At 74.3% G+C, this 23,789-nt stretch carries 20 protein-coding genes; 11 read left to right on the top strand and 9 right to left on the bottom strand.

The genetic code is table 11. The features are described from left to right. Positions 1 to 109 precede the first annotated feature (109 nt). From glf to DWV08_RS07855, 4 genes are read left to right on the top strand one after another with little or no spacing between them, the layout of a single operon-like run. Entirely contained in the window at positions 110 to 1,267 is a 1,158-nt protein-coding gene (gene glf, locus DWV08_RS07870; protein ID WP_115413285.1) for a UDP-galactopyranose mutase, read from the top strand. Positions 1,268 to 1,295: 28 nt separating this feature from the next. After that, entirely contained in the window at positions 1,296 to 3,395 is a 2,100-nt protein-coding gene (locus DWV08_RS07865) for a glycosyltransferase (protein WP_420897520.1), read from the top strand. Further along, a complete protein-coding gene (locus tag DWV08_RS07860) occupies positions 3,392 to 4,318 on the top strand; it encodes an ABC transporter permease (RefSeq protein ID WP_162801529.1) in 927 nt (308 codons plus the stop codon). Before DWV08_RS07865 ends, DWV08_RS07860 begins: the two co-directional genes overlap by 4 nt. A 10-nt stretch (positions 4,319 to 4,328) precedes the next feature. Then, positions 4,329 to 5,099 (top strand): ABC transporter ATP-binding protein, encoded by a 771-nt coding sequence (locus tag DWV08_RS07855; RefSeq protein ID WP_115413284.1) that lies wholly within the window; start codon positions 4,329 to 4,331, stop codon positions 5,097 to 5,099. 180 nt (positions 5,100 to 5,279) lie between these two features. On the opposite strand, the gene DWV08_RS07850 is transcribed toward DWV08_RS07855, so the two are convergent. Together DWV08_RS07850 and DWV08_RS07845 are read right to left on the bottom strand one after the other, a co-directional pair. After that, the gene (locus DWV08_RS07850; RefSeq protein WP_115413283.1) at positions 5,280 to 6,110 is read right to left on the bottom strand and encodes a TIGR03089 family protein; all 831 of its coding nucleotides are present in this window, start codon (positions 6,108 to 6,110) and stop codon (positions 5,280 to 5,282) included. Next, positions 6,107 to 7,243: a coenzyme F420-0:L-glutamate ligase gene (locus tag DWV08_RS07845; protein ID WP_241237427.1), complete on the bottom strand. Its 1,137-nt coding sequence runs from the start codon at positions 7,241 to 7,243 to the stop codon at positions 6,107 to 6,109. Before DWV08_RS07845 ends, DWV08_RS07850 begins: the two co-directional genes overlap by 4 nt. Before the next feature lie 141 nt (positions 7,244 to 7,384). Between DWV08_RS07845 and DWV08_RS07840 the strand changes: the two genes are divergently transcribed. From DWV08_RS07840 to DWV08_RS07830, 3 genes are read left to right on the top strand one after another with little or no spacing between them, the layout of a single operon-like run. Further along, positions 7,385 to 7,684 (top strand): WhiB family transcriptional regulator, encoded by a 300-nt coding sequence (locus DWV08_RS07840; RefSeq protein ID WP_115414954.1) that lies wholly within the window; start codon positions 7,385 to 7,387, stop codon positions 7,682 to 7,684. Between the two features lie 12 nt (positions 7,685 to 7,696). Then, on the top strand, positions 7,697 to 11,038 hold the full coding sequence (locus DWV08_RS07835) for a glycosyltransferase family 2 protein (RefSeq protein WP_115413282.1): 3,342 nt from the start codon (positions 7,697 to 7,699) through the stop codon (positions 11,036 to 11,038). Beyond that, the gene (locus DWV08_RS07830) at positions 11,031 to 12,653 is read left to right on the top strand and encodes a DUF5719 family protein (RefSeq protein WP_241237428.1); all 1,623 of its coding nucleotides are present in this window, start codon (positions 11,031 to 11,033) and stop codon (positions 12,651 to 12,653) included. Before DWV08_RS07835 ends, DWV08_RS07830 begins: the two co-directional genes overlap by 8 nt. An 82-nt stretch (positions 12,654 to 12,735) precedes the next feature. Here DWV08_RS07830 and DWV08_RS07825 read toward each other — a convergent pair whose 3' ends face one another. After that, positions 12,736 to 13,191: a metallopeptidase family protein gene (locus tag DWV08_RS07825; RefSeq protein WP_115413281.1), complete on the bottom strand. Its 456-nt coding sequence runs from the start codon at positions 13,189 to 13,191 to the stop codon at positions 12,736 to 12,738. Positions 13,192 to 13,283: 92 nt separating this feature from the next. On the opposite strand from DWV08_RS07825, the gene DWV08_RS07820 reads away from it, so the two are divergent. Both DWV08_RS07820 and DWV08_RS07815 read left to right on the top strand, forming a co-directional pair. Continuing rightward, positions 13,284 to 13,703, top strand: a complete 420-nt coding sequence (locus DWV08_RS07820; RefSeq protein ID WP_162801528.1) for a DUF3499 domain-containing protein — start codon at positions 13,284 to 13,286, stop codon at positions 13,701 to 13,703. Beyond that, the gene (locus DWV08_RS07815) at positions 13,696 to 15,429 is read left to right on the top strand and encodes a Trm112 family protein (protein WP_115413279.1); all 1,734 of its coding nucleotides are present in this window, start codon (positions 13,696 to 13,698) and stop codon (positions 15,427 to 15,429) included. Before DWV08_RS07820 ends, DWV08_RS07815 begins: the two co-directional genes overlap by 8 nt. 38 nt (positions 15,430 to 15,467) lie before the next feature. On the opposite strand, the gene DWV08_RS07810 is transcribed toward DWV08_RS07815, so the two are convergent. Continuing rightward, positions 15,468 to 16,316 carry an RDD family protein gene (locus DWV08_RS07810; RefSeq protein ID WP_115413278.1) on the bottom strand — a complete coding sequence of 283 codons (849 nt, stop codon included), beginning with the start codon at positions 16,314 to 16,316 and terminating at the stop codon, positions 15,468 to 15,470. Between the two features lie 116 nt (positions 16,317 to 16,432). On the opposite strand from DWV08_RS07810, the gene DWV08_RS07805 reads away from it, so the two are divergent. After that, the gene (locus DWV08_RS07805; protein ID WP_115413277.1) at positions 16,433 to 17,428 is read left to right on the top strand and encodes a stage II sporulation protein M; all 996 of its coding nucleotides are present in this window, start codon (positions 16,433 to 16,435) and stop codon (positions 17,426 to 17,428) included. A 90-nt stretch (positions 17,429 to 17,518) separates the two neighbouring features. Further along, positions 17,519 to 18,115 carry a class I SAM-dependent methyltransferase gene (locus tag DWV08_RS07800; RefSeq protein ID WP_164740410.1) on the top strand — a complete coding sequence of 199 codons (597 nt, stop codon included), beginning with the start codon at positions 17,519 to 17,521 and terminating at the stop codon, positions 18,113 to 18,115. 123 nt (positions 18,116 to 18,238) lie between these two features. Here the strand turns inward: DWV08_RS07800 and DWV08_RS07795 are convergent, their stop codons facing one another. The 5 genes from DWV08_RS07795 to DWV08_RS07775 are packed head-to-tail and all read right to left on the bottom strand — an operon-like array spanning position 18,239 to position 23,609. Next, complete coding sequence (locus tag DWV08_RS07795; RefSeq protein WP_115413276.1) at positions 18,239 to 19,537, bottom strand: DUF58 domain-containing protein; 1,299 nt, start codon at positions 19,535 to 19,537, stop codon at positions 18,239 to 18,241. A gap of 10 nt (positions 19,538 to 19,547) precedes the next feature. Beyond that, positions 19,548 to 20,564 (bottom strand): AAA family ATPase, encoded by a 1,017-nt coding sequence (locus DWV08_RS07790; RefSeq protein ID WP_115413275.1) that lies wholly within the window; start codon positions 20,562 to 20,564, stop codon positions 19,548 to 19,550. Next, a complete protein-coding gene (locus DWV08_RS07785; RefSeq protein ID WP_115413274.1) occupies positions 20,561 to 21,778 on the bottom strand; it encodes a DUF4350 domain-containing protein in 1,218 nt (405 codons plus the stop codon). The genes DWV08_RS07790 and DWV08_RS07785 overlap by 4 nt, the downstream gene beginning before the upstream one ends. Further along, positions 21,775 to 22,473, bottom strand: a complete 699-nt coding sequence (locus DWV08_RS07780) for a DUF4129 domain-containing protein (protein WP_115413273.1) — start codon at positions 22,471 to 22,473, stop codon at positions 21,775 to 21,777. Before DWV08_RS07780 ends, DWV08_RS07785 begins: the two co-directional genes overlap by 4 nt. Next, complete coding sequence (locus DWV08_RS07775; RefSeq protein WP_115413272.1) at positions 22,473 to 23,609, bottom strand: glycerophosphoryl diester phosphodiesterase membrane domain-containing protein; 1,137 nt, start codon at positions 23,607 to 23,609, stop codon at positions 22,473 to 22,475. The genes DWV08_RS07780 and DWV08_RS07775 overlap by 1 nt, the downstream gene beginning before the upstream one ends. Positions 23,610 to 23,789: the final 180 nt, after the last annotated feature.

Genomic DNA, 23,789 nt, shown 5'->3' with positions numbered 1-23,789 from the left:
ACTGCCACACCCCGCGGCGCGTCGCCCGCGCGGCACCGATCCCGTCCACCTCTCGGCTACTGTGGCCCCGACCCCAGCGGGCCCTCCGCATGTCTCGAAAGGATCCTCTGTGTCGACTCCTGATCTCCTCGTCGTCGGCTCCGGCCTGTTCGGCCTCACCATCGCCGAGCGCGCGGTGGCCGAGCACGGCGCGAAGGTGACCATCATCGATCGCCGCCCCCACCTCGGCGGCAACGCCTACTCCGAGGCCGACGAGCAGACCGGCATCGAGGTCCACAAGTACGGCGCCCACCTCTTCCACACCTCGAACCAGCGGGTGTGGGAGTACGTGAACCGCTTCACGGACTTCACCGGCTACCAGCACAAGGTGTACACGACCCACCAGGGCGTGGTGTTCCCGATGCCGATCAACCTCGGCACCGTCAACCAGTTCTTCCAGGCCGCGTACACGCCGGACGAGGCGCGCGCGCTGATCGCCGAGCAGGCCGGCGAGCTGGCCGGCACCGATCCGGAGAACCTCGACGAGAAGGGCATCTCCCTCATCGGGCGGCCCCTCTACGAGGCGTTCATCAAGAACTACACCGGCAAGCAGTGGCAGACCGACCCCAAGGACCTGCCCGCCTCGATCATCTCCCGGCTGCCGGTGCGGTACACCTACGACAACCGCTACTTCAACGACACCTACGAGGGCCTGCCCACCCAGGGCTACACCGCCTGGCTCGAGCGGATGGCGGATCACCCGAACATCGAGGTGCGGCTGAACACCGACTACTTCGACACCTCCCAGCCGTTGAACAAGGACGCGGTGCGCGGGAACATCCCGGTGGTGTACACCGGCCCCGTCGACCGCTACTTCGACCACCAGCTGGGCGAGCTGGGCTGGCGCACCATCGACCTCGAGACCGAGCACCTCGAGGTGGGCGACTACCAGGGCACCTCCGTGATGAACTACGCCGACGCCGAGGTGCCGTACACCCGCATCATCGAGCCGCGCCACTTCCACCCCGAGCGCGACTACCCCAAGGACCGCACCGTGATCCAGCGCGAGTACTCGCGCTTCGCGGAGTCCGGGGACGAGCCGTACTACCCGATCAACTCCGGCACCGACCGCGAGCGGCTGCTGGCCTACCGCGAGCTGGCCGATGCCGAGCCGCGCACCCTGTTCGGGGGGCGCCTGGGCACCTACCAGTACCTGGACATGCACATGGCGATCGGCTCGGCCCTCTCCATGGCCGACAACAAGCTGTCCGACCTGCTGCGCGGCTGAGCCCGCAGCCGACGAGGAGATCCCTGACGTGAGCACGACCCCCAGCACGGCACGCGCCGACGCCCCGGACGAGGCGCCGCAGAGAGTCCTGCAGCGGCTGATCATGCCGCTTTCGGCCACCCCGGACGTGATCCCGCTCTACCTGGAGTCCCACGCGGCGCGGTCCGGCGCCCACACGGCCGCCTTCGGCCTGGGCAGCGCCCAGGAGGAGTCGCACGACGCTGCTGCCGCCGGCGCCTCGCACCAGGCCGCCTACGCCGGGCAGCCGCGGATCGACGAGCTCAGCACCCGCTACGGGGTGCGCGTTCCCGAGCAGTCGCTGCGCTCCTTCGGCACCTACTTCAACGCCTTCCCGGCCAGCTACTGGCGGCGCTGGACCCCGGTGCGGCAGGTGAACCTCGCGGTGACCACCAGCGGCGCCGGGCAGATCATCGTGTACCGCTCCAACGCCCGCGGCGCGATCCAGCGCCATGACATGGCCACGGTCACCGGGGACGGGACCACGCTCTTCGAGCTGCCGCTGACGGCCTTCGGCGACGGCGGCTGGTACTGGTTCGACGTCATCACCGGCGACGCCCCGCTCACCATCCTGGGGGCGCAGTGGACGGCGGATTCCTCCGCCGCCCGCACCGAGGGCACCTTCTCCATCGCGATGACCACGATGAACAAGGTCTCCTACGTGCTCGACAACATCGCGCTGCTGAGCCGGGACCCGGACCTGCGCGAGAAGCTCGACGTGATGTACGTGGTGGACCAGGGCTCGGACCGCCTGAGCGACCACGCGGAGCTCGCGCCGCTGCAGGAGGCGATGGGCGACCAGCTGCGGATCATCGAGCAGGGCAACATCGGCGGCTCCGGCGGCTTCTCCCGGGGCATGTACGAGGCGTCCACGAACGGCTCCTCCACCTACGTGATCAACACCGACGACGACATCGACATCGAGCCCGAGTCGCTGCTGCGGATGATCACCTTCGCGGACTACACGCGCACCCCGATGCTGGTGGGCGCCCACATGTTCGACCTCAACAACCGCTCCGTGCTCCACGCCTTCGGCGAGAGCGTGGATCCGTGGGCGATCCAGCCGCGGGTGACGATCCCCGAGAGCACGCTGGGTCACGACTTCGCCGCCGAGCCGCTGCGCTCCACGCCGTGGCTGCACCGCCGCGCCGATGTGGACTACAACGGCTGGTGGACCTGCCTCATCCCCACGGAGACCGTGCGGGAGATCGGCCTGAGCCTGCCGGTGTTCATCAAGTGGGACGACGCCGAGTACGGCCTGCGGGCGAAGAAGGCCGGGTATCCGACGGTCTCGCTGCCGGGCGCGGCAGTGTGGCACATCACCTGGACGGACAAGAACGACGCGCTGGACTGGCAGATCTACTTCCACGAGCGCAACCGGATCATCACCGCGCTGCTCCACTCCGGGTACGAGCGCGGCGGCCGGGTGCTCACCGAGTCCCAGAGCATCGACGTCAAGCACCTGCTCTCGATGCAGTACTACACTCAGGCCGCGCGCCTGTACGCCCAGACGGACGTGCTGCGCGGCCCGGATGTGCTGCACGGGGAGATCGGCACGAAGCTGCCCGAGCTGCGACAGATGGCGCAGGAGCACGATGACTCCGTGACCCGCCCCGACCCCGATTCCTTCCCGGACGTGCAGGTCACGAAGCCGCCGCGGAAGGGCAAGCCGTTCTCCGCGCCCCATCGCGCGCTGCTGCCGCTGTGGACCGTCAAGGCGATGGGCCGCCAGCTGCTGGCGTCGCCGCCGGAGCGGGCACGCCGCCACCCGCAGGCGCAGGTGGCGCACCAGGACGCCAAGTGGTGGACGCTCAGCCACTACGACAGCGCCGTGGTCTCCAACGCCGAGGGCACCAAGGTGGCCTGGTACCAGCGCCGCCCGGAGCAGGTGCGCGCGATGCTCACCCGCTCCGCGCGCACTCACCTGGACCTCTACCGCCAGTGGAACCGCCTGCGGGACCAGTACCGTGCCGCGGCCGAGGAGATCACCTCCTTCCCGGCCTGGGAGCGCACCTTCGCGGCGAACCCGGCGCCGGCGCGCCCGGGGATCGATGACCGTGACGGGTCGGGCGAGTCCTCGGACGAGACCGCAGAGAGCGCCCCCGCGTGACGGCGACCTCCGGTCGAGGACTGCGCCGGATCCCCTCCGCCGCCGAACAGGCGGAGGGGTGGCGTGCCCCGGGGCAGGACGCCGGCTGGCTGAACCCGGTGCGGGAGCGCTTCCTGCTCAGCCTGCTGGTGCGCAAGGAGCTGCGGGTCCGCTACCGCGGCAGCGCCCTCGGGATGCTGTGGAGCTACGTCAAGCCTGCGGTGCAGTTCATCGTCTTCTACATCGCGCTGGGGCTGTTCCTCGAGCTGTCCAAGGGCACCCCGGCCTACGCCGTGTACCTGTTCAGCGGGATCGTGGTGATCAACCTGTTCGGCGAGGTGCTGGGCAACGCCACCCGCTCGATCTCCGGGAACGCGCCGCTGGTCTCGAAGATCTACCTGCCCAGCGAGCTGTTCCCGTGGTCCAGCCTGGTGGTCGCGCTGGTGCACTTCCTGCCGCAGCTGCTGGTGCTGGTGGTGGGCGCGCTGATCTTCGGCTGGCTGCCCTCGCCCACGGCGCTGGTGGCCTTCGCGCTGGGCATGGTGATCCTCGTCGTCTTCACGATGGGGCTGGGCATGATCGCCGCCGCGCTGAACGCCGCGTTCCGGGACGTGGAGAACTTCGTGGACCTCATCGTGATGGTCGCGACCTGGCTCTCCCCGGTGCTGTACCGCATCTCGATGGTGGAGGAGGTGATCGGCGGGACCATCTGGTGGTGGCTCTACCAGCTCAACCCGCTCACCATCGTGGTGGAGCTGTTCCACGTGGCGTTCTGGCGCTACGCCGGACCGGTGGTGGAGCGGGTCCCCGAGGACCCGACCCTGATGTCCCCGTACGAGCCGTTCGGCCTGTGGTGGGCGGGCCTGCTCACCTCGGTGCTGGTGTTCGTGGTGGGAGCGATCGTGTTCGAGCGCTCCAAGCGCCGGTTCGCCCAGGAACTGTGAGGAGCAGCCGATGACACCCACCCTCGACTCCGTGCCCGATTCCGCCGCGGTCCCCACCGACCGCGAGATGGTGCGCATCGAGCACGTGACCAAGCAGTTCTCGCTGCGTCACGACCACTCGCTCAAGGAGCTGGTGTTCTCCGCCCTGCAGCGCAAGAAGCTGGCCGACACCTTCCTCGCGCTCGACGACGTGGATCTCACCGTCCACGCCGGCGAGACCGTGGGACTGATCGGCTTCAACGGCTCCGGGAAGTCCACCCTGCTCAAGACCATCTCCGGGGTGCTGTACCCCGATGAGGGGCGCGTGCTGCTGCGCGGCCGCGTGGCGGGGCTGATCGAGGTGGGCGCCGGCTTCCACCCGGACCTCTCGGGGCGCGAGAACGTGTACCTCAACGGCGCCATCCTGGGGATGTCCCGCGAGCAGGTCGATGAGAAGTTCGACGAGATCGTCGCGTTCAGCGAGATCGAGGAGTTCATCGACACCGAGGTGAAGTACTACAGCTCCGGCATGTTCCTGCGCCTGGCCTTCGCCGTGGCGGTGCACACGGAGCCGGACATCTTCCTGGTCGACGAGATCCTCTCCGTGGGCGACGAGCCGTTCCAGCGCAAGTGCCTGGAGCGGATCCAGCAGCTGCAGGCGGCGGGCCGCACCATGATCGTGGTCTCCCACGAGCTGGAGATGCTCGAGCGGCTCTGCACCCGGATCGTCGTGCTGCGCAAGGGCCGCACGGTCTTCGACGGGGACCCCACCCGCGCCGTCGCCACCCTCCGCGAGGGCTGACGCCCGCCCCGCGCCCGCCACGCACGGGCGCGCCCCCGCGCCCGCCCCGCGCGGAGGCGCCCCGGTCCCGCACCCTCAGCTCACGGTTTTGCCCGCCTGAGTTCCAGTTCTGGAACTCAGGCGGGCAAAGCCCTGCGGCCGCATGGAGGGGACAGGGGAGGTGGGGCGGTGCCGGGCCCGTCAGGCGCGGGCGGTGACGCCCTCCTCCTCGGCCTGGTGCGCGGTGACCTGCGCGGCAGGGCCGACGAGACCGCCACCGCCGAGCAGCACCGCGAGCAGGCGCTCCGGGACCTCGAGACCGTCACCCGGGACGAGCAGGCGCGGGGCGCCGACCTCGGAGGCACGGGGCGCGTCTGCGCTCGTCGCGCCGACCCCGGAGGCACGGGGTGCGTCCGCGCTCGTCGCGTCGACCCCGCCGTCGGCGTCCACGGCAGGGGCGGGACCGCTCCAGTCCGGCAGCGCCACCCCGAGCAGGTCGGAGCTCCCGCGCACCTCGACCACCCAATCCCGCACGAGCGGCGGCAGCTCCGCACCGAAGCGCGGGGCGAGGGAGACCGGCTGCACGGCGAGCACCTCGTCGGCCGCGTCCGCGAGGGCGGAGTCCGGCCGGTCGGTGACGAGCACCTGCGGGGCCTCGGCCGCCTCCGCCTGCGGCACCGGGGCCGCGCCCTCGGCGGGCTCCGCGCCCGACGTCCCGTCGGCAGCTTCCGGGTCCTCGTCCGGGCGGGCGAGGACGACCACCTCGGCGCCGAGGGACCAGCCCGCCAGCGCCAGCACGAGGCGCTTCCAGTGCGGGGGCAGATCGAGCACCACCAGGTCCCCGGGGGCCAGCGCGACCTCGTCGTGCAGGTGGCCGATCGCCTTGATCACCCAGTTGGCCAGCACGTGCCCGGACAGCTCGATCCGGGAGGCCTCGCCGTACCAGGCCAGGACGGGCCGGGGCCCGGTGCGCTCGAGGGCGGTCAGGAGCTCTGCCGCGGTGGGCAGGGAGCGGGGTGCGTGGGGGCTCATGCGGGGACCTCCTGGTCGCCGGGGGTGAGGATCTCGACCGGGATCTCCGGCAGCGGAGCGCCGAGAGATTCCGCGGCCAGGGCGGTGCGGATGCGCTCCGCCAGGGTCGCGGCCTCGACCAGCGCCGCCCGGGAGGTGTCGGCCGCCTCCACCACGATAGGCGCCGGGCCCTGGGTCGCGGAGCGTCGACGGACGGTCGCGGTGGACGCTGACGCGGCCCCGCGCGGGATCGCGGCGACCGCGAGCGCGCGGGCGATCCGCTCCTCGGCCGGCTCGGGGGACATCCGCGCCACCGGCTCCTGCTCCGGGGCGAGACCCAGCGCCACCCACACCGACTCGAGGCTGGGGCGGCGGAACCAGTCGTCCTCCCCGGTGCGGGAGAGCTCCCGGGCGGGGACGTCGGCCGCCGTGGCGGCGTCGACCCCGCGCACCAGGGCGGCGGGGACACCGCTGGCCTTGCCCTTGACGAGGTCCGCGGCCGCGGCGAGCTCGTCGGCGAGATTCCTCACCGTGACGGAGAGCGCACGGCCGTGCGCGTCGGCGCCGCCGCGCAGGTCCTGCAGCGCGGCCACGCCCGCGGAGCCCAGGGCGATGTCGCCCACGCCCACGCGCCACACCCGCGAGGAGGTGTCGGTGAGCAGCACCCCCAGGGGCACGCCGAGCGCGGCGACGAGCCCGTCGCGCAGCTCGCGGGCGCAGGCGTCCGGATCCTCGGGGAGCAGCAGGGGCCCGTCGGGCGCGTTGGAGGAGTCCACACCGGCCGCCGCCATCACCGGGCCCGAGGGGATCTGCACCACCGAGGTGACCTGCCGGGTGTGGAGGCGCCGGGCGACGGTGCGCACCGCCGCTTCGGCGATCGCCCGATCCCGCTGGTCCGGGGCGACGCGCAGTCCGTGCGCCTTGGAGACGATCTTCGTCGAGACGCACAGCACGTCGCCCTCGCGGGGCTCCAGCGCCCTCAGCGCCGGCAACAGCGCGGCGACCAGGTCCTCGCCCTCCCGGATCTCTCCGAGTCCGGTGACGGGGTGCACCGTGACGGGCGGGGGTGCGGCGGGGTGCGGGATCGGCGCCCCCGACGACGTCGTCGTCGGGGGCGGGGACGGGGTGGGGAGCGGGGGAGGGGGAGCGGACACGTGTGCCTCCGGGAGATGTGATGCGATGGGCAGGGGCAAGCCGACGCGCCGGTGCCGCTTGACGGACCATAACTACACCGGTGTACTTTAGGCCGCGACAGGCCTTCGGTGGTCAACACAGCAGTGGAAGGAGTGATGGCCATGGATGAGGAACGCGTCGACGTCGACGCCCGTGCAGAGCTGTCCCTGCTCGACCTCGCCGGGCAGGACTCCGACGATGCCGAGCTGACCTGGCAGGAGCGCGCCCTGTGCGCGCAGACCGATCCCGAGGCGTTCTTCCCCGAGAAGGGCGGCTCCACGCGCGAGGCGAAGAAGGTGTGCGTCTCCTGCGAGGTGCGGGCCGAGTGCCTCGAGTACGCCCTCGAGAACGATGAGCGGTTCGGCATCTGGGGCGGTCTCTCCGAGCGTGAGCGTCGCAAGCTCAAGCGCCGGGTGATCTGACATCATTTCCCGGTGAGCGACCGTCACATCACCGCGTTCGTCCTGCTGAGCGGGGCGACCACCGTCGCGACCCGTTCCGCCCTCCGCGACGCCCTGACCGCGCAGACCCTCGCGCCCGACGAGGTCGTGGTGGTCGCGCCCTCCGACATCCCCGATGCGGTGCAGCAGGCCCTCGAGGAGGACCTCGCCGCCGGCCGCGTCGACCAGGTGCTGCCCGTCTCCGCGGCGCTCAGCCGCGCCGGAGCCGTCCGCGAGGCGCTGGAGTCCCTCGACCCGCGCACGACTCCCGACGACCACGTCGAGGTCGTGCCGGAGCACCGCTCCTCCGGCGGCGGTCGTCGCGCCCGCGACGTGGACTCCGCGGCGGTGGAGCGCGAACGCACCCAGCAGGCGGAGGACCTCGCCCGGGTGCCGCTGCGTCTGCGACGCCGACAGGTGCGCACCGGCCGCCGCGCCGCCGCCGCGGACGGCGGGCAGTCCTGGCTGTGGTTCGTGCTCGACGGCAGTCCGCCCGCCCCCGACGCGCTCGTCCAGCAGGTGCGCATCGTCGAGGAGTCCCCAAACACGGCGGCCGTGGGCGCGAAGCGGGTGCGTCACGCCGACCCCGCGCAGGAGACCCTCGAACCGGAGGGCGCGGACGCGCTCGTCGATGTGGGCCTCACCCTTACCCACGGCGGCCGCATCGTCACGGGCGTGGATCCCGGCGAGATCGACCAGGGCCAGGCCGACTGGCGCCACGACGTGCTCGCGGTGCCGCTGCCGGGCATGCTGGTGCGTGAGCAGACCCTGCGCACGATCGGCGGCCTCGACCCCGACCTCCCCTCGCCCTGGGCGGAGATCGACCTGTGCCGCCGGATCTGGCGCTCCGGCGAGCGGGTGGCGGTGCAGTCCGCCGCGCGGGTGCTCCATCCGCACCCCACCAGGCCTCTTCTGGAGCGGCTTCGCGAGCAGCGCACCGGGCAGGTGATGGTGCTGCTCAAGCAGCGTTCCCTGCCGCTCTCCCTGCTCACCGTGCTGTTCCTGCCGCTGATCACGCTGCTGCGCATGCTCGGCGCGACCGCGGCCTCCGCACCGCGGATCGCCCTGATGGAGCTGCGTGCCGCCGCGGCCGTGCTGCCGCGGGCGCGCCGCGTGATGGGCCGCTCGTTGCGGGAGCGACGCCGTGCCCGCGTGCCGCGCGGTCGCCTGGCCCCGCTGTACCTGCCCCGCGGTGAGGCGCTGCGGCGCTGGGCCGAGGAGACCTGGATCCGTCTGTTCTCCGACGACGACCGACGGCGCCGGATCCGACGCACCACCTGGGGCATCGCCGGCACCCGGCACGGCCTGGAGGACGCCGACTACGGACGCCACGTGGTGTGGACCGCGGTGGTGGCGATCGTGGCCGCCGTGCTGGGGATGGTGACGCTGCGCTCCCTGTTCGGGCGCGGCGAGCTGACCGGTCCGGGCCTGAGCCCGCTGCCGGAGAGCCGCGCCGATCTCTGGGAGGCCGCCTGGGCCGACTGGATCCCCGGAGGGCTGGGGGAGCGCGGCCCCGGCGACGCCCTGGTGCGACTGCTGGGGCACCTGCCGGTGGGCGGCCAGCTCCCGGTCGAGGTGCTCGTGTTCACGGCCGTGCCGCTGAGCGCCCTGTGCGCCTGGTGGGCCGCGGGCGCGCTCACCCGCGCCGTCGGCGCCCGCCTCGTGCTCGCGACCGTCTGGGCGCTGGCGCCGTCCCTCCTCTCCGCGCTCGTGGTGGGGGCCTGGCCGCTGCTGCTGGTGCATCTGCTGCTGCCGGTGCTGGCGCTCGCGGTGGGCCGTGCGATCGGGCTGCCCCACAAGGCCTCCCAGGCCAGCGTCTCCGCCGCGGCCGCCGCCGGTCTGCTGCTGCTGGTCATCGGCGCGGTGCAGGGCGTGCTGGTGCTGCTGTGCGCGGCGGCGCTGGCGCTGATCGCGCTCGTCGTGCCGGGCAGGCGCCGCCGCCTGCTGTGGGTGCTGGTGCCCTCGCTCGCGCTGCATGCCCCGTACCTGCCCACCTACCTGGGCCATCCCGAGACCCTGCTCGCCGTGGCGGGAGTGCCCCCCACACCGGGCACGGCCTCGCCGCTCGAGCTGCTCGCGCTGTGGCCCGTCGCCCCCGGGCTCCAGGAGACCCTGGCCCCGCTGCTGGGCGCGACGGCTGCCGCCCTGCTGCCGCTGCTGCTGCCGGTGGCGCCCGTGGTGCTCGCGGCGCTCGTGGCGCCGTTCCTGCCCGGGGACGCCGGCCGCGCCGGCCGCTTCGCGCTCCTGGTCGCGACCCTCGGCGTGCTCGCCGTGCTGCTGCAGCGCACCACCTGGACCGCGGTGGCCGACGACCAGCTGGTCACGGCCTGGCCGCATGCTCTGCTCAGCGCCGTGCTGCTGGCCCTCGCCGTGGGCGCGGGCGCCTCGTTCGACGCCCTCGCGCGGCGGGACGAGCACCCGCACCGTGCGCGCCGTACGGCCGTGGCCGCGGTGGGAGCGGTGGTCGCCGCGGCCTGTGTGGTCAGCGTGGCCGGGTGGACGCTCCTGCTGCCGCAGCAGCTGCAGGTGGAGCGCACCGAGGGCGGTGCCGTGCCCGCCGCCGCGGCGGACCAGGGCCGTACCGACGCCCGGTCCCGCGTGCTGGTGCTCGCCCAGCAGGAGGACGGCGCCGTCGAGGCCGAGCTGGTGGTCCACGGCGGGGACTCCGTGCTGCAGCACGCGGTTCTCGCCGATGCCCGGGACGTCCGCACCGTCCTGGCGGGCGAGGCCGTGGACTCCGACCCCGCCTCCGACGCCCTGCGCGAGGCGGTGGCCGGGCTGCTCTCCGAGGGCGGTGTCGCCGATGCCGACGGCGAGGACGGCGAGCCCGCCGCGGCCGGGGATCTCGCGATCTCCTACGTGGTGGTGCGCGGCGACCTCGAGGGGCAGTCCGCGCTGAAGGGCGTGCTGGACGCCTCCACCGAGCTGGAGAAGGTCACCGAGGGCACCACCGGCGGGATGTGGCGCGTGATCGACGCCGCGCCCCGGGCGGTGATCGTGGGCGGCGAGGAGCCTGTCGCGCTGGACAGCACCGCCGTGGCCGCCGGGGGCGCGGTGCCCGCCGCGGAGGACGGGCGCACGCTGGTGCTCGCTGAGCGGGCCGACTCCGGCTGGCGCGCCGAGCTCGACGGCACCGCGCTCGCCCCCACGGAGGTGGACGGCTGGGCGCAGGGCTTCGAGCTCCCCGCGGACGCCGCCGGTGAGGTGACGGTGACCAGGGACCAGCCGCTGCGCCTGCTGTGGCAGCTGCTGCTCTATGCCGCCACCGCCCTCACGGCCGTGATCTCGATCCCCTGGCGGGTCCGCTCCCGCACTGCCGAGGAGATGTATGGCTGAGCACGAGATGGTGGAGAGCGTCGCGTCGCCCTCCGGCGGGAGCCGCCGGACGGCGCGACCGCTGCTGGCGCTGGCATCCCTGGTGCCGCTCGCCCTCGGGGTGGGGGCCCTGGCCCTCGACGCCCCGCCCGCCCCGGTCCCCGTGGAGCGCGCGGAGGTGCGCTCCCTGCCGGGCCCCACCACCCGCTGGTGCCCCGGACCGCTGGACGTGCCCGAGGAGGCGCTGGGCACGGGCGTGGACGAGGAGCTCTCGGTCACCCCGCCCAGTGCCGCCGTGTCCCTCGCCGCGCTCGCCGCGGAGCCGGAGTCCTCGCTGCTGTTCGGCACCGTCAGCGCCTCCTCCACGCTGCAGGAGGAGGACGGCTCCGTGCGCGCCCCCTCCGTGGAGGCGCAGGGGGCGGACGGCTCGGTGCTCACCGACGACGCCGCCTCCGAGGACCTCGGCGTCGCGGTGCTGGAGCAGACCGGGATCGAGGATGTCCCGCACGTGAGGGCGGCGACCTCCCAGGGCGCCCGCCCCGTCGCGGACGTCCTCCAGAGCACTCTCACCCGCCGCGGCGACTACCGGTCGCTGGCGCTCTCGCGCTGTGCCGCCCCGGTCACCGAGGCCACGTTCCTCGGCGCCTCCACCGGCACCGGGGACAGCGCGGTGCTGGTGCTGCGCAACCCCACCGAACGGCCCGCGACGGCCGCCGTGCAGCTGTGGACGGAGGACGGCCCCGCCGCGATGGAGGGCCGCAGCCAGGTGGTCCTCGGTCCCGGCGAGGAGCAGCGAGTGCTGCTGGAGTCGATCGCCGGGGGGCAGGACGCCGTGGGCGTGAGCGTCTCGGTGCTCGGCGCGCCGCTGTCGATGCACGTGCAGGGCACCGAGCGCGACGGCCTCACCCCGGGCGGCGCCGAGGTGCAGACCCCGCTGCCCGCCGCCGCGGACGAGCTGGTGATGCCGGGCGTCGACGTCGACGGCGGCGACCCCGTGCTGGTGCTCGCGAACCCCCAGGGCAGCGCCACCACGGCGGATGTCGAGGTGATCGGTGCCGACGGCGCGGTCGAGACGGCGGGCGTCGAGGACGTCGACGTCCCTTCCGGCACCGTGGTGCGCGTGCCGCTGGAGGGCTTGGAGGACGGCACCTACGCCGTCCGGGTGCAGGCAGGCAGCCCGCTCACCGCAGTGACCCGCGCCCAGCGCACCGGTGAGGACCTCCCCGGCGACACGATCGGCGCCCCCGTGGACTTCGCCCTGGTGGCTCCGGCGCCCTCGCTCCACTCCCACGCCGTGCTCGCGCTCCCGGCCGAGGGCGCCGCCGGCGAGCTCACCCTGACCGCCGTCGAGGACTCCGCGGTGACCGTGATCCCGGTGGCGGCGGACGGCACGGCCGGCGACCCCGTCGAGGCGGAGATCTCCGCGGAGGAGACCACGACCCTCGAGGCGGAGAGCCTGCAGGCCGGCGGCGAGCCCGCCGCAGGTCTCACGGTGGTGCCCGAGCAGGCCGGCGTGGTGCACGCCGGCTGGACACAGCGCGAGAGCGACGGCGAGGACGGCCTGCTGCTCTCCACGCTCGGGGTGCAGTCCCCGCTCGGCGGGGAGGACGCGCTCACGGTGCGCCGCGCCCCCTGAGCGTCGGGGCACCGCCCGCGGGCACCGCGGTGCGCTCCGGTGCGGGGCCGCGGCCGGGCCCGCCCGGGTCGACGGCGCGCGGTCAGTCCGCCCAGGCCTCGGGGTCGACGTCCTCCGGCGGCAGGTTGAGCAGCGAGCCGATCTGCTCGGACAGCACCTGCCGCACCAGCGTCTCGAGCTCGTCCTCGGTCGCGCAGCGGGTCTGCAGGGGACGGCGGTAGACGATCACCTGGGCGGGATGCTCGCGCGTGGACGGGATCACCCGCCCCAGCAGCACCGTGGGCGCGTCCCAGGGAGCGGGGTCCGAGGGCGGCACCTCCTCCACGAGCACCTGCAGGTGCTCGAGGCGGCGCGGGAACCGTTCGGCGAGCACGGCGCCGGCCTCGGCCACCAGGTCGTCGAAGCGCTCGCGCCGGCTGCGGTGTCCGGGCAGGTGCGGGGGGATCAGGTCCCAGCGCCGGCCCCGCCCGCGACGGTCCCGACGGCGACGTCCCGGCCGGGGACCGGGAGCCCCGGGGCGCAGCGGCTGCACATCCATGCGGGAGACTCTATCGGGGCCGGCGCGGGTGTGACCGGCGCCCGGGGCGCGCCGCCCGTGACGCGTCGGCGCGCCTGCGTAGACTGCGGGACGTGCCCGCTCGTGAATGCTCCAGGACCGCCTGCTCCCGGCCCGCCGTCAGCTCGCTGACCTTCGTGTACCAGGACTCCACCGCTGTGCTGGGGCCGCTGTCCCGCGCCAGCGAGCCGCATGCCTACGACCTCTGCCGGGAGCACGCCTCCCGGATGACCGCGCCCCGCGGCTGGGAGCTGCTGCGCGTGGCCGGAGGGGAGCAGGTCAGCGATGACCTGGTGGCTCTCGCCGACGCCGTGGGGCCCCGCGCCGAGGCCCCCGCCCCGCAGGACGCGCCGGCCGGTGCCGGGCCGCGGCGTGCCGGCCGCGGGCAGGACGGCCCGGGCCGGGACCGCGCGGCCGGGGCCCGCCGGGGCGCCGACGAGACCGCGCGGAGCGGGCCGCGCCACCTCCACGTCGTCAGGAGCACCCATGACTGAGCCGATGACCGCGACCCCCGCGGGCGGACACGACCTCTCCGGCATCGTCCTCGCCAACGACGTGCGCGGCCGCGCCGGGGTGGACCTCACCGCCGAGGTCGCCCGGGCGTTCGGCGCCGCCTTCGCGGACCATCTGGACGCCCCCGCCCTGATCGTCGCCCACGACATGCGCCTGAGCTCCCCCGAGCTCTCCCGCGCCGTGATCGAGGGGGCGGTGCGCCGCGGTGCGATCGTGGCCGATGCGGGCCTGTCCTCCACGGACCAGCTGTACTGCGCCTCCGGCCTGCACCATGCCGCCGGGGTGATGATCACCGCCTCCCACAACCCCGGCGAGGACAACGGGCTCAAGCTGTGCCTGCCGGGCGCTCGGCCCGTCGGCCGCGACAGCGGGCTGGAGGAGATCCGCCGCGGCGCCGAGGCGTACCTCGACGCCGGCGAGATCCCCGTGCACGGCGAGGGGCGCAGTGAGGGGCTCGACACGCTCGAGGACTACGCCGCGACCCTGCACCGGCTGGCGCCGCTGCCCGAGGGCCGCACCGTGCGGGTGGTGGTGGACGCGGGCAGCGGCATGGCCGGGCACACCGCGCCCGCTGTGCTGGGCGCGCTCGCGCAGGTCGAGCTGATCCCGCTGCACTTCACCCTCGACGGCAGCTTCCCCCACCACCCCGCGGACCCGCTGCGCCCCGAGAACCTGCGGGACCTGCAGGCGGCCGTGGTGCGGGAGGGGGCCGATCTGGGTCTCGCCTTCGACGGCGACGCGGACCGCTGTGTGGTGCTGGACGAGCACGGCGTGCCGGTGCCGCCCTCGGCCGTCACGGCGCTCATCGCGCAGCGCGAGATCGCCCGCGCCCGCGCGGCCGGGGAGGAGCGGCCCGTCGCGGTCGTGAACCTCGTCTCCTCCCGGCACGTGGGCGAGGCGATCCGTGCGGCCGGCGGGGAGCACGTGCGCACCCCCGTGGGCCATGCGCGCATCAAGGCGCTGATGGCCGAGCACGACGCCGTGGTGGGCGGGGAGCACTCGGCCCACTACTACTTCCGCGACTTCCACTTCGCTGATTCCGGGATGCTGGCCGCCCTGCACGTGCTGGCCGCGCTGCTGGAGAGCGACGGCGCGGCCTCCGCCCTGGTCGCCGCGCACAGCCCCTACGCCGCCAGCGGCGAGATCAACTCGCGCGTGGCCGACGCCGCCGCCGCGCGGGAGCGGGTGCGCGCGCACGTCGCCGCCCTGCCCGGCACGCGCCTGGACGACCTCGACGGGCTCACCGTCGAGCACTGGGACGAGCAGCTCGCCCCCGAGGACCGCTGGTGGTTCTCGCTGCGCTCCTCCCACACCGAGCCGCTGCTGCGCCTGAACGTCGAGGCGGAGCGGGAGACGACCATGCATCGCGTGCGCGACGAGATCCTCACCCTCGCGACGGGTGAGCCCACCGCCGGTGACCAGCGCGCGGAGGGGCCGACGGGCGGCGACGCCCCGCGGGCGGACGGGCCCGCCGAGGAGCGCGACCGGCGCGTGGAGCGACCGACCGGACGCGACCTCCCCGACGGGGCCAGCGGCGCCGACGTGCCGGGCTGGGTGCGCGAGATCCTGCGCTGCCCGGACTGCGGGGGAGTCCTGCGGGACGTGGCGCAGGCGATGCAGTGCACGGCCTGCGGCCGCGTCCACCCCGTTGAGGGCGGCATCCCGGTGCTCATCGCCGGCCGCCACGAGGTGCCGCCCGCCGGCTGACCTGGCGCCGTCCCCCAGGTGCCGCCCGCCGCGCGTCGTCAGGCGGTGAAGGGCAGGGCCCGCGCCTCCGCGGAGACCTCGCGCTGCCGGTCCCGGGCCCGGCGCAGGCGTGCCTCGTCGCGGCGCGAGCGCTCCGCGATCACCGCCGTGAGGAACTGCTCCGGATCGGTGCCCGGCGGCGGCGCGGGGGCGACATGCGGCAGGGTGCGGTGCAGCAGGTCCCGGGAGAGCTGGCGGCGGGACTCGGGATTGATCGTCCCCGCCCGGGGCAGGAACGAGCGGATGTCCTGCATCAGCGGCAGCGGCAGGCGGCCCACGTCCGCGCCCGCGACCCACTCCCGCAGAGCGTCCGGCACCTCGGCGCGCGCCGGGGTGAGCCCAGGCATTCGCTCCTGGATCACCACCGTGCCGGCCAGCAGGTCACCCACCCGGCGCGAGCGGCGGTCGATCACGGAGCAGGTCAGTGCGATCGCTCCCGAGGTGGACCAGATCTCCAGCATCGCCATCACCGCGCGCAGCAGGCTCTGGCGCATGTGGACCGGGCCACCGTCGTCGCGCACCACCCGGGTGCCCATCACCAGCCGGCCCACCGAGCGGCCGTGCAGCAGCAGCTCGCACAGCACCGGGTAGCCGATGTAGGCGAGCACCGAGGTGCTCACCACGCCCGCCGCGACGAAGCCGTCGTCGAGCCCGGAACGCTCCGCGGCCCACACCAGCCCGATCGAGGAGCCCACGAGCAGCAGCAGCTGGAGCACGCCGTCGATCGCCGCGGAGACCATCCGCACGGCGAACGAGGCGGTGCGCAGGTCCAGCACCACCGCGTCCCCGGTGACGAGGGCGTCGCGCGCCCCTGCCGGGGAGTCCGCTGCGGCGCCGTGTGTGGTCATGCCCCCATCCTGGCACCGGGGCCGGTCGCCCGTCAGCGTCGACCGTCGGCTTCCGATGCGACGGCGTCCGACTTTCGTCGGCCGCCCCCGGCGCGACGGGCCCCTACCCTGAACGGGTGGACACCGACGCCTTCATCGCCGTGCATCGCCCCCAGTGGGACCGGCTGCGGGATCTCACCCGCAGCCGGCGGCTCGACGCGGCCGGCATCGACGAGCTGCTCGCGCTGTACCAGGAGACCTCCACCCACCTCTCCACCCTCCGCTCCACGAACCCGGATCCGGCGCTGATCTCCCGGCTCTCCCTGCTGGTGCACCGGGCCCGGCTGCGGATCACCGGGGCGCGCATCCCGCTGTGGAAGCACGCCCGCACCTTCTTCTGGGAGGACCTGCCCGCCGCGCTGTACCAGGCGCGGTGGACCGTCGCCCTGGCGGCGGGGCTGTTCCTGGTCTCGGCGGTGGTGACCGGGCTGTACTTCGGCCTGGATCCGAGCGCCCGCGCGATGGTGATCCCCGAGGCGCAGCAGCGCATGCTCGTGCAGCGGGACTTCGTCAGCTACTACTTCCAGGGCGAGGCCTCGGGCTTCGCCGCCCAGGTGTGGACCAACAACGCCTGGATCACGGTGCAGGCGGTCGTGTTCGGCGTGACCGGGATCTGGCCGGTGGTCATGCTCGTGCAGAACGGGCTGAACGTAGGGCTCTCGGCCGGGGTGATGGGTGCCCACGGCGGGTTGGGGACGTTCTTCACCTACATCCTCCCGCACGGGCTGCTGGAGATCACCGCCGTGGTGGTGGGCGCCGGGGCGGGACTGCGCACCTTCTGGGCCTGGGTGCGGCCGGGGCCGCTGCCGCGGCTCTGGGCGCTGTCCCGGGCGGCCCGCGCCCTGGTCACCGTCGCGATCGGGCTGGTGCCCGTGCTGCTGATCTCCGGGTTCGTCGAAGCTTTCGTCACCCCCAGCTCCCTGCCGGCGCCGCTGCGCATCGCGATCGGCGCCGCGGTGTGGCTCGCCTTCCTCGTCTACATGCTCGGCCGCGGGCGCCAGGCGCACCGCGCCGGGATCAGCGGCGACCTCTCCGAGGAGCTCGTCGGCGCCCGCGTCGCGACCGCCGGGTGAGCCGGCGAGCGCGACGAGCGCGCTGACCCCCAGTGCTCAGCCGCGCGAAAGCGGCCGAGGGCGTCAGCGGCCCGGACTAGTCTCGGTGCCATGCAACGCAGCAGCTCGGACCGTGACTTCGCGGCGTACAACGCCGCTCAGGAAGGCCGCGAGGTGCGGCCCCTCGCACGCCGGGCGGCCTCCCTCCTGTCCCCTCGAGCTCATCCGCCGCTCGTCGCGGTCGAGCTGGGCAGCGGCGCCGGAGTGGAAGCGCGCTTCCTCGCCGAGCAGGGCTTCGACGTGCACGGGTACGACTCCGATCCGAGCGTGGGGCCGGCGATGGCGCGGCTCGCCAGGACGCTGCCGATCCGCCACACCACGGCAGACCTCGCACAGATCGATGTGCTGCCCGCCGCGGATCTGATCCTGTCCTGCGCGACACTGCCGTTCGTGCCCCGCACGGCGTTCTCCACGGTCTGGAGCACTGTGCGGGACGCACTGCGCCCCGGGGGAGTGGTGGCGGTGGACCTCTTCGGAGATCGCGACGACTGGACGAGCACCGATGGCACGTTCCTGGCACGCGCCGAGGTCCTGGCGCTCCTGGACGGTCTCGAGATCGTCGAGCTGAGCGAGGAGGAGCGCGAGGGGCGGTCCTTCGCCGGTCCCAAGCACTGGCACACCTATCGGGTGCTCGCCCGACGGCCGTGACCCGGGCGCGCCCCGTGCCGCGTGGTCCCGTGCGGCGGTGCCGCATGAGGTGGCACGGAGTCGCATGCGACCTGCGGGCCACGGCGCGCTGTCCTGTCCGGGATCCGGCCTCCGGATCGCGAGTCACAGCCTCCCGGCGGCCTTGAGGGCGAGGTAGGAGTCCGCCAGCGCCTGCGGGGCGCGGTCCGGCGGGGCATCGACCACGTGGGCGCCGGCGCGTTCCAGGGCGCGGGAGACCCCGTCGCGCTCGGCGCGGGCCTGCTCCGCGGCGGCGGCGCGGTAGACGCTCTCGAGGTCCCCGCGACCGCCCGCGATCTGCTCCAGCGCAGGATCGGCGACCGAGGCGATCACCAGCGGGTGGTCCTTCGCCAGCCGGGCGGCGACCGGCAGCAGCCCGCCGTGCATCGCCGCGGCCTCGACCGGGGTGATCAGCACCACCAGCGAGCCGCGCCGGGAGCGCTCGGAGATCGTCCGCGCCGCGCGCTCCCAGTCCGTCTCCACCAGGGCGGGATCCACGGCGGCGGTGGCGGCCACCATGTCGTGGAGCACGGTGGTGCGGGTGGAGCCGAGCACCGAGACGTGGGGTATGCGATCCACGCAGAGCAGGTCCACGCGGTCCCCGGCCTGCCCGGCCAGCGCCGTGAGCAGCAGCGCCGCATCGAACGCCGTGTCCAGCCGGGTCGCCTCCCCGAGCCGACCCGCGGAGGTGCGGGAGGTGTCCACCACGATGAGCACGTGGCGGTCTCGCTCCGGCCGCCAGGTGCGCACCACCACGCTGCGACGGCGTGCGGTGGCGCGCCAGTCGATGGAGCGCACGTCGTCGCCGTCCACGAAGTCGCGCAGCGAGTCGAACTCGGTGCCCTGCCCGCGCTGATGGATCGCGGAGAGGCCCTCGATCTCCCGCAGCCGCTGCACCCGCGAGGGGAGATGGCGACGGGCGCCGAAGGGATGCAGGGCGAGGAACCGGCCCGGGGCGGTCGCGGTCGCGGTCCGACGGGCGAGGCCCCACGGGCCCCTCGTCGCGACCAGCAGCGCCCGCGAGCGGTGCTCCCCGCGCCGGGTGGGGGTGAACGACTGCGCGATCGCGCGCCGCTCCTGACCGGGCACGCGCAGGGACGCCCGCTGCGCGGCCAGCCCGGCCGTCGGGTTCCAGGCATCGCGCACCGTGCACCTCGCGACCCGCCCGGTGGGGTTGGTCAGCAGCAGCCGGCCGGTCACGGTCCCGCCCAGCCGCACCTGCGCGGGCGCCTCGCGGCGCACGCGGAGCCGCCGCGGATCCACCGCCAGCAGGGCATCGACCAGCACCACCAGAAGCCACAGCACCGCCAGGAGCACCAGCACCCACCAGTGCGGCCACAGCACGATCACGGGCAGGCCGAACAGCGCGACCAGGGCCGCGCGCGGGGTCGGCGAGATCCTCATACGACGTGCCTCAGCGGGGGACCGGCACGGAGGCGAGGGTCGCGGCGAGCACCGCCTCCACCTGAGTGCCCTCGAGCTCGGACTCGGTGGTCAGGCGCACGCGGTGCGAGAGCGTGGCGGGGGCCATCGTCTTCACGTCGTCCGGGGTGATGAAGTCCCGTCCGCTGAGGTACGCCCAGGCCCGCGCGGTGCGCAGCAGCGCGATCGCACCGCGGGGCGAGACGCCGAGCGCGAGGCTGGGGGAGCGGCGGGTCGCCCGGCACACATCGACGATGTACTGCACCACCGGGTCCTCGGCCACCACCTGGGCGACGTCCTGCTGGGCGCGGTGCAGCGAGGGGACGTCCACCACGGCGCGCAGCCCGGTCGCGGCGAGATCGGTGGTGTCGAAGCCGTCGGCGTGACGGCGCAGCACGTCCACCTCCACCTCCCGCTCGGGCAGGGGCATCACGGCCTTGAGCAGGAACCGGTCCAGCTGCGCCTCGGGCAGGGTGTAGGTGCCGTCGAACTCGATCGGGTTCTGGGTGGCGATCACGAGGAACGGATCCGGCAGCGGACGGCTCGCGCCGTCGATCGTCACCTGGCGCTCCTCCATCGCCTCCAGCAGCGCGGACTGCGTTTTCGGGGGCGTGCGGTTGATCTCGTCGGCCAGCAGCAGGTTGGTGAACACCGGGCCCTCACGGAACACCAGATCGCTGGTGGAGTTGTCGTAGACGAGGGAGCCGGTGATGTCGCCCGGCATCATGTCCGGCGTGAACTGCACGCGCCGCATGCGCACGTCCATCGCCGCGGCGAGGGAGCGCACCAGGAGCGTCTTGGCCACGCCGGGCACGCCCTCCAGCAGCACGTGGCCGCGGCACAGCAGCGCCACGACCACACTGGTCACGGCGGCATCCTGGCCCACGATCCCCTTGTGGATCTCGGTGGCGAGGCCCTGCAGGCGGGCGCGGGAATCCTGATCGACGTCCGGCTCCGCGGGCACGGACGGCGCTTCCGGCGGGACGGTGCCCGGGGTGGGGTCGGTCATCGGTCGATCTCCTTCTCGAGTCGGTCGAGGTCGTGCGCGAGACGCACGAGGTCCTGATCGGTGGGGACGGGGGAGGGGCCCAGCAGGTCGCGCAGCCGGTGGGGCTCGTGCTCCACGTGCGGGGCGAGCGCGGCGAGCAGCGCGTCCAGGGAGGACTCGCGCCGCAGCCCCAGCCGGTGCGCGAGCCGCGCCGCCGCGGCGGAGCGCAGCGACCTCGCCGCCGCGTCGCGCGCGTTCGCCTGCTGCAGCAGTCGGGCCCGTCCCAGCACGAGCTCCTGGGGGCGCACGCTCACCGGCAGCGGCTCCTGCACCACCGGGCCGAGGCGGTGCGCCAGCGCGACCAGCGCGATCGTCGCCGTCAGCAGCACCCACAGCAGGGTGGGGCCGGCCCAGTCCGGGAGATGGCCCAGCAGGGTCTGCCCGGTCGCGGCCATCGGATCGTTCGCGGAGGGGACGTACCAGGTGAGCTCGCCGTCCTGCCCCAGCAGGTTCAGGGCCAGCGCGGCATTGTCGGCGCCGCCCACGTGGGCGTTGGTCAGCAGGTCCGCGCTGCCCAGCGCGATCACCCCGTCGTGCGAGGCCACCAGGGCGCCGCCGGCGCCGGCGGTGAAACAGCCGTGGGCGTCGTCCCCCGCGGTCCGGTAGAGGGAGGCGGGGCCGCGCAGCGAGTCCTCCTCGCCGGGCACCGCCAGCTCCCGGGCGCCGTGGGCGAGGTCCCCGCAGTCCGGCCCGGCTCCGAGCCGGGTGGGCTCCTCCACCGTCCCCACCGGGGTGATCAACGAGGTGAGGTAGGAGAGCGTGACGAAGTCCGGCTGCACCAGCACCAGGCGGCCGTCGCCGGCGCGGAGGGCTTCGTCGAGGGCGGTGAGCTGGGCGCCGCTCAGCTCGCGCGGCGCGGTGACCAGCACGGTGCCGCCCGCGCGCAGGGATTCGGCGGCATCAGCCGTGTGGCGATCCACCTCGACCTCGACGCCCAGATCGCCGAGCACCTGCACCACGGCCTTCGCGCCCTGCCCCGTGGGGGCGTCCGGCTCCAGCGGGCCGTCGCGGTAGTAGCCGCGCGCCACGGAGATCAGCATCGCGGCGAGGACTGCGACCACGAGGGCGGCGACCAGCCAGGGGCTGCGTCCCTCGCGGGCGCCCCGGGAGGGTGAGGCGGTGCCGGCCCGTGCCTCGTCGCGGGCGGGGGCCGCGGCGGTGGTGTCGGCGCTCATGCGCTCGCCCCGAGCGGCGGGCGGTGGACCGGATCGGCCTCGGCGCGCCCGGCGTTCTCGGCGCGCTCCGCGGCGGACAGGTCGGGGGAGGTCTCGGTGAGGTACTCGGCCAGGCGCAGAAGGTCCTCGGCCTGCTTGGGCGTGGCGTGGCGGTGCGAGTAGGCGGCGGTGTCGAAGGCGTCGGCCGCACGCAGCAGGCGCCCCCTCAGCTCGGGGAACGGCGCGGCGGCGCGCAGCGCCGCCTCGTGCGCCGTCATCCCCGCGCTCACCTCGAGCAGCGTGCGCTCCTCGAGGTCCCGTACCAGGGCGCGCAGGGCGAGCACGGTGGCATCGTCCGCCCGACCGGCCTCGCTCGCCTCCCGCGCGGCGCGGCGCAGCTGGGAGGCGCTCAGCACCTCGTCGGCGTCGAGCTGGGCCTGGACCGACAGCGCATGGCTGCGCCGCAGCAGGCCGGCGCGCCGCAGCACCAGCACCACGGCCGCGGCCAGGCCGATCAGCAGCAGCACGGCCACACCGGCCTGGGCGGTCGAGGAGCCGTCGATCCCCTCCAGCACCCCGGCCAGCCAGCTCTCGAGGGCACCCAGCAGCCACTCGACGAACCCCGGCGAGTCGTCGTACTCGGACTTCGCGAGCTCCTCGAGCAGGCGGGCCCGGGCCTCGTCCGGATCCACCGGCGGAGGCGCGACGGGGAGCATCACGTGCCCTCCGCCGCCCAGGCCGCCCGGGCGCGCCGGGTGAGCTCCACGTCCCACGCCTCGTGCCGCATGCGGGAATCGGCGTAGACCGCCACGAAGCCCGCCGCGAGGAAGGGCGCCAGCAGGAAGGAGGCGATGTAGCTGCCGAGCATCGAGAGGATCGTCAGCGTGATCATGCCCAGCACCACCGCTTCGAAGGAGCTGATCAGCAGGATCGCCAGGTACAGCAGCGCGGCGACGGTGCCGAAAACCCCCGCCACCACCTGCACCGCGAGGTAGTAGAGCACGTACACCAGCAGCGTGGTGCCCAGCACCCGCCACAGCCGACGGCCGCGCGTCAGGGCGAGGCTGCGCCGGAGCGCGGTGAGCACCGAGGCCTCCTCGATCACGAGGGCGGGCACGGCGAGCACCGTCCGGGCCCAGATCCACAGCATCGCCAGCACGCCCAGCAGGACGCCCACCACGATCGGCACCACCGTGAGCCAGGAGGCCTCCCGCAGCACCAGCACGGGCACGATCCCCGCGCCGCCCAGCACCAGCAGCGCGGCGAGCATCACCGCGCCGATCAGCAGGCTCGTCAGCGTCGCCGGGAACCAGCGACGCCGCACCGTCGCCCACATCTGCGCGGTGGAGACGTGCTCGCCGGTGGCCTCGCCGAGGGCCACCCGGGTGAGCGCCACCGTCACCACGGCGGTCGCCACGAGCGTGATGACGGAGGTGACGGCGGTGGAGGCGACGAGCACCACCGCATCGCCCACCGAGCTGAAGCCGGTGGTGCCGGTGGCGGTGCCGGGGTTCTCGAGCTCGGCGCGCATGTCTCCCATGACCGGCACCATCGACGCCCCGGTGGCGAAGGTGATGAGCACGAACGCCGCGCCGTACACCGCGGCGGCGACGGCCAGCACCGACCGGGCCCGCAGGCGGTAGATCCGCACGGCGGCGCCGAGCACCTCGCCGAGGCCCAGCGGTCGCAGCGGGAACAGCGGCATCGACTGCATCAGCTCGCGCCGCGGCCCGCGAGGCGGGGCCGACGGGGCGGAGTGGGCGTCGGCCCCGAACGGACCGCCGTCCGGGCCGGGGGCCGGCTCCGGATCGCCCGGTCCGGTCGCGCCGGGCGCCGTCCACTGGGTGCTCATCGAACCTCCTGCTGCTCGTCGACGTGAGGGACGCTCGCGGGGCGGGCCGGGAGCGCACGTGATGGGACGACCATACGGAGCGCGGACCGGCCCGCCGACCCGACGAACGTCGACGACTGCGCGTCGAGAGGACACCCCTGGCCCGTCGCCTCCCCGGCGGACCCCCACGTCGGTGGCACA

Source organism: Brachybacterium saurashtrense (assembly GCF_003355475.1).
In the GTDB taxonomy this organism is placed as follows: Bacteria; Actinomycetota; Actinomycetes; order Actinomycetales; family Dermabacteraceae; genus Brachybacterium; species Brachybacterium saurashtrense.
Note: the sequence above shows the minus strand (reverse complement) of the source record. Positions and strands in the feature narration are given on the sequence as shown.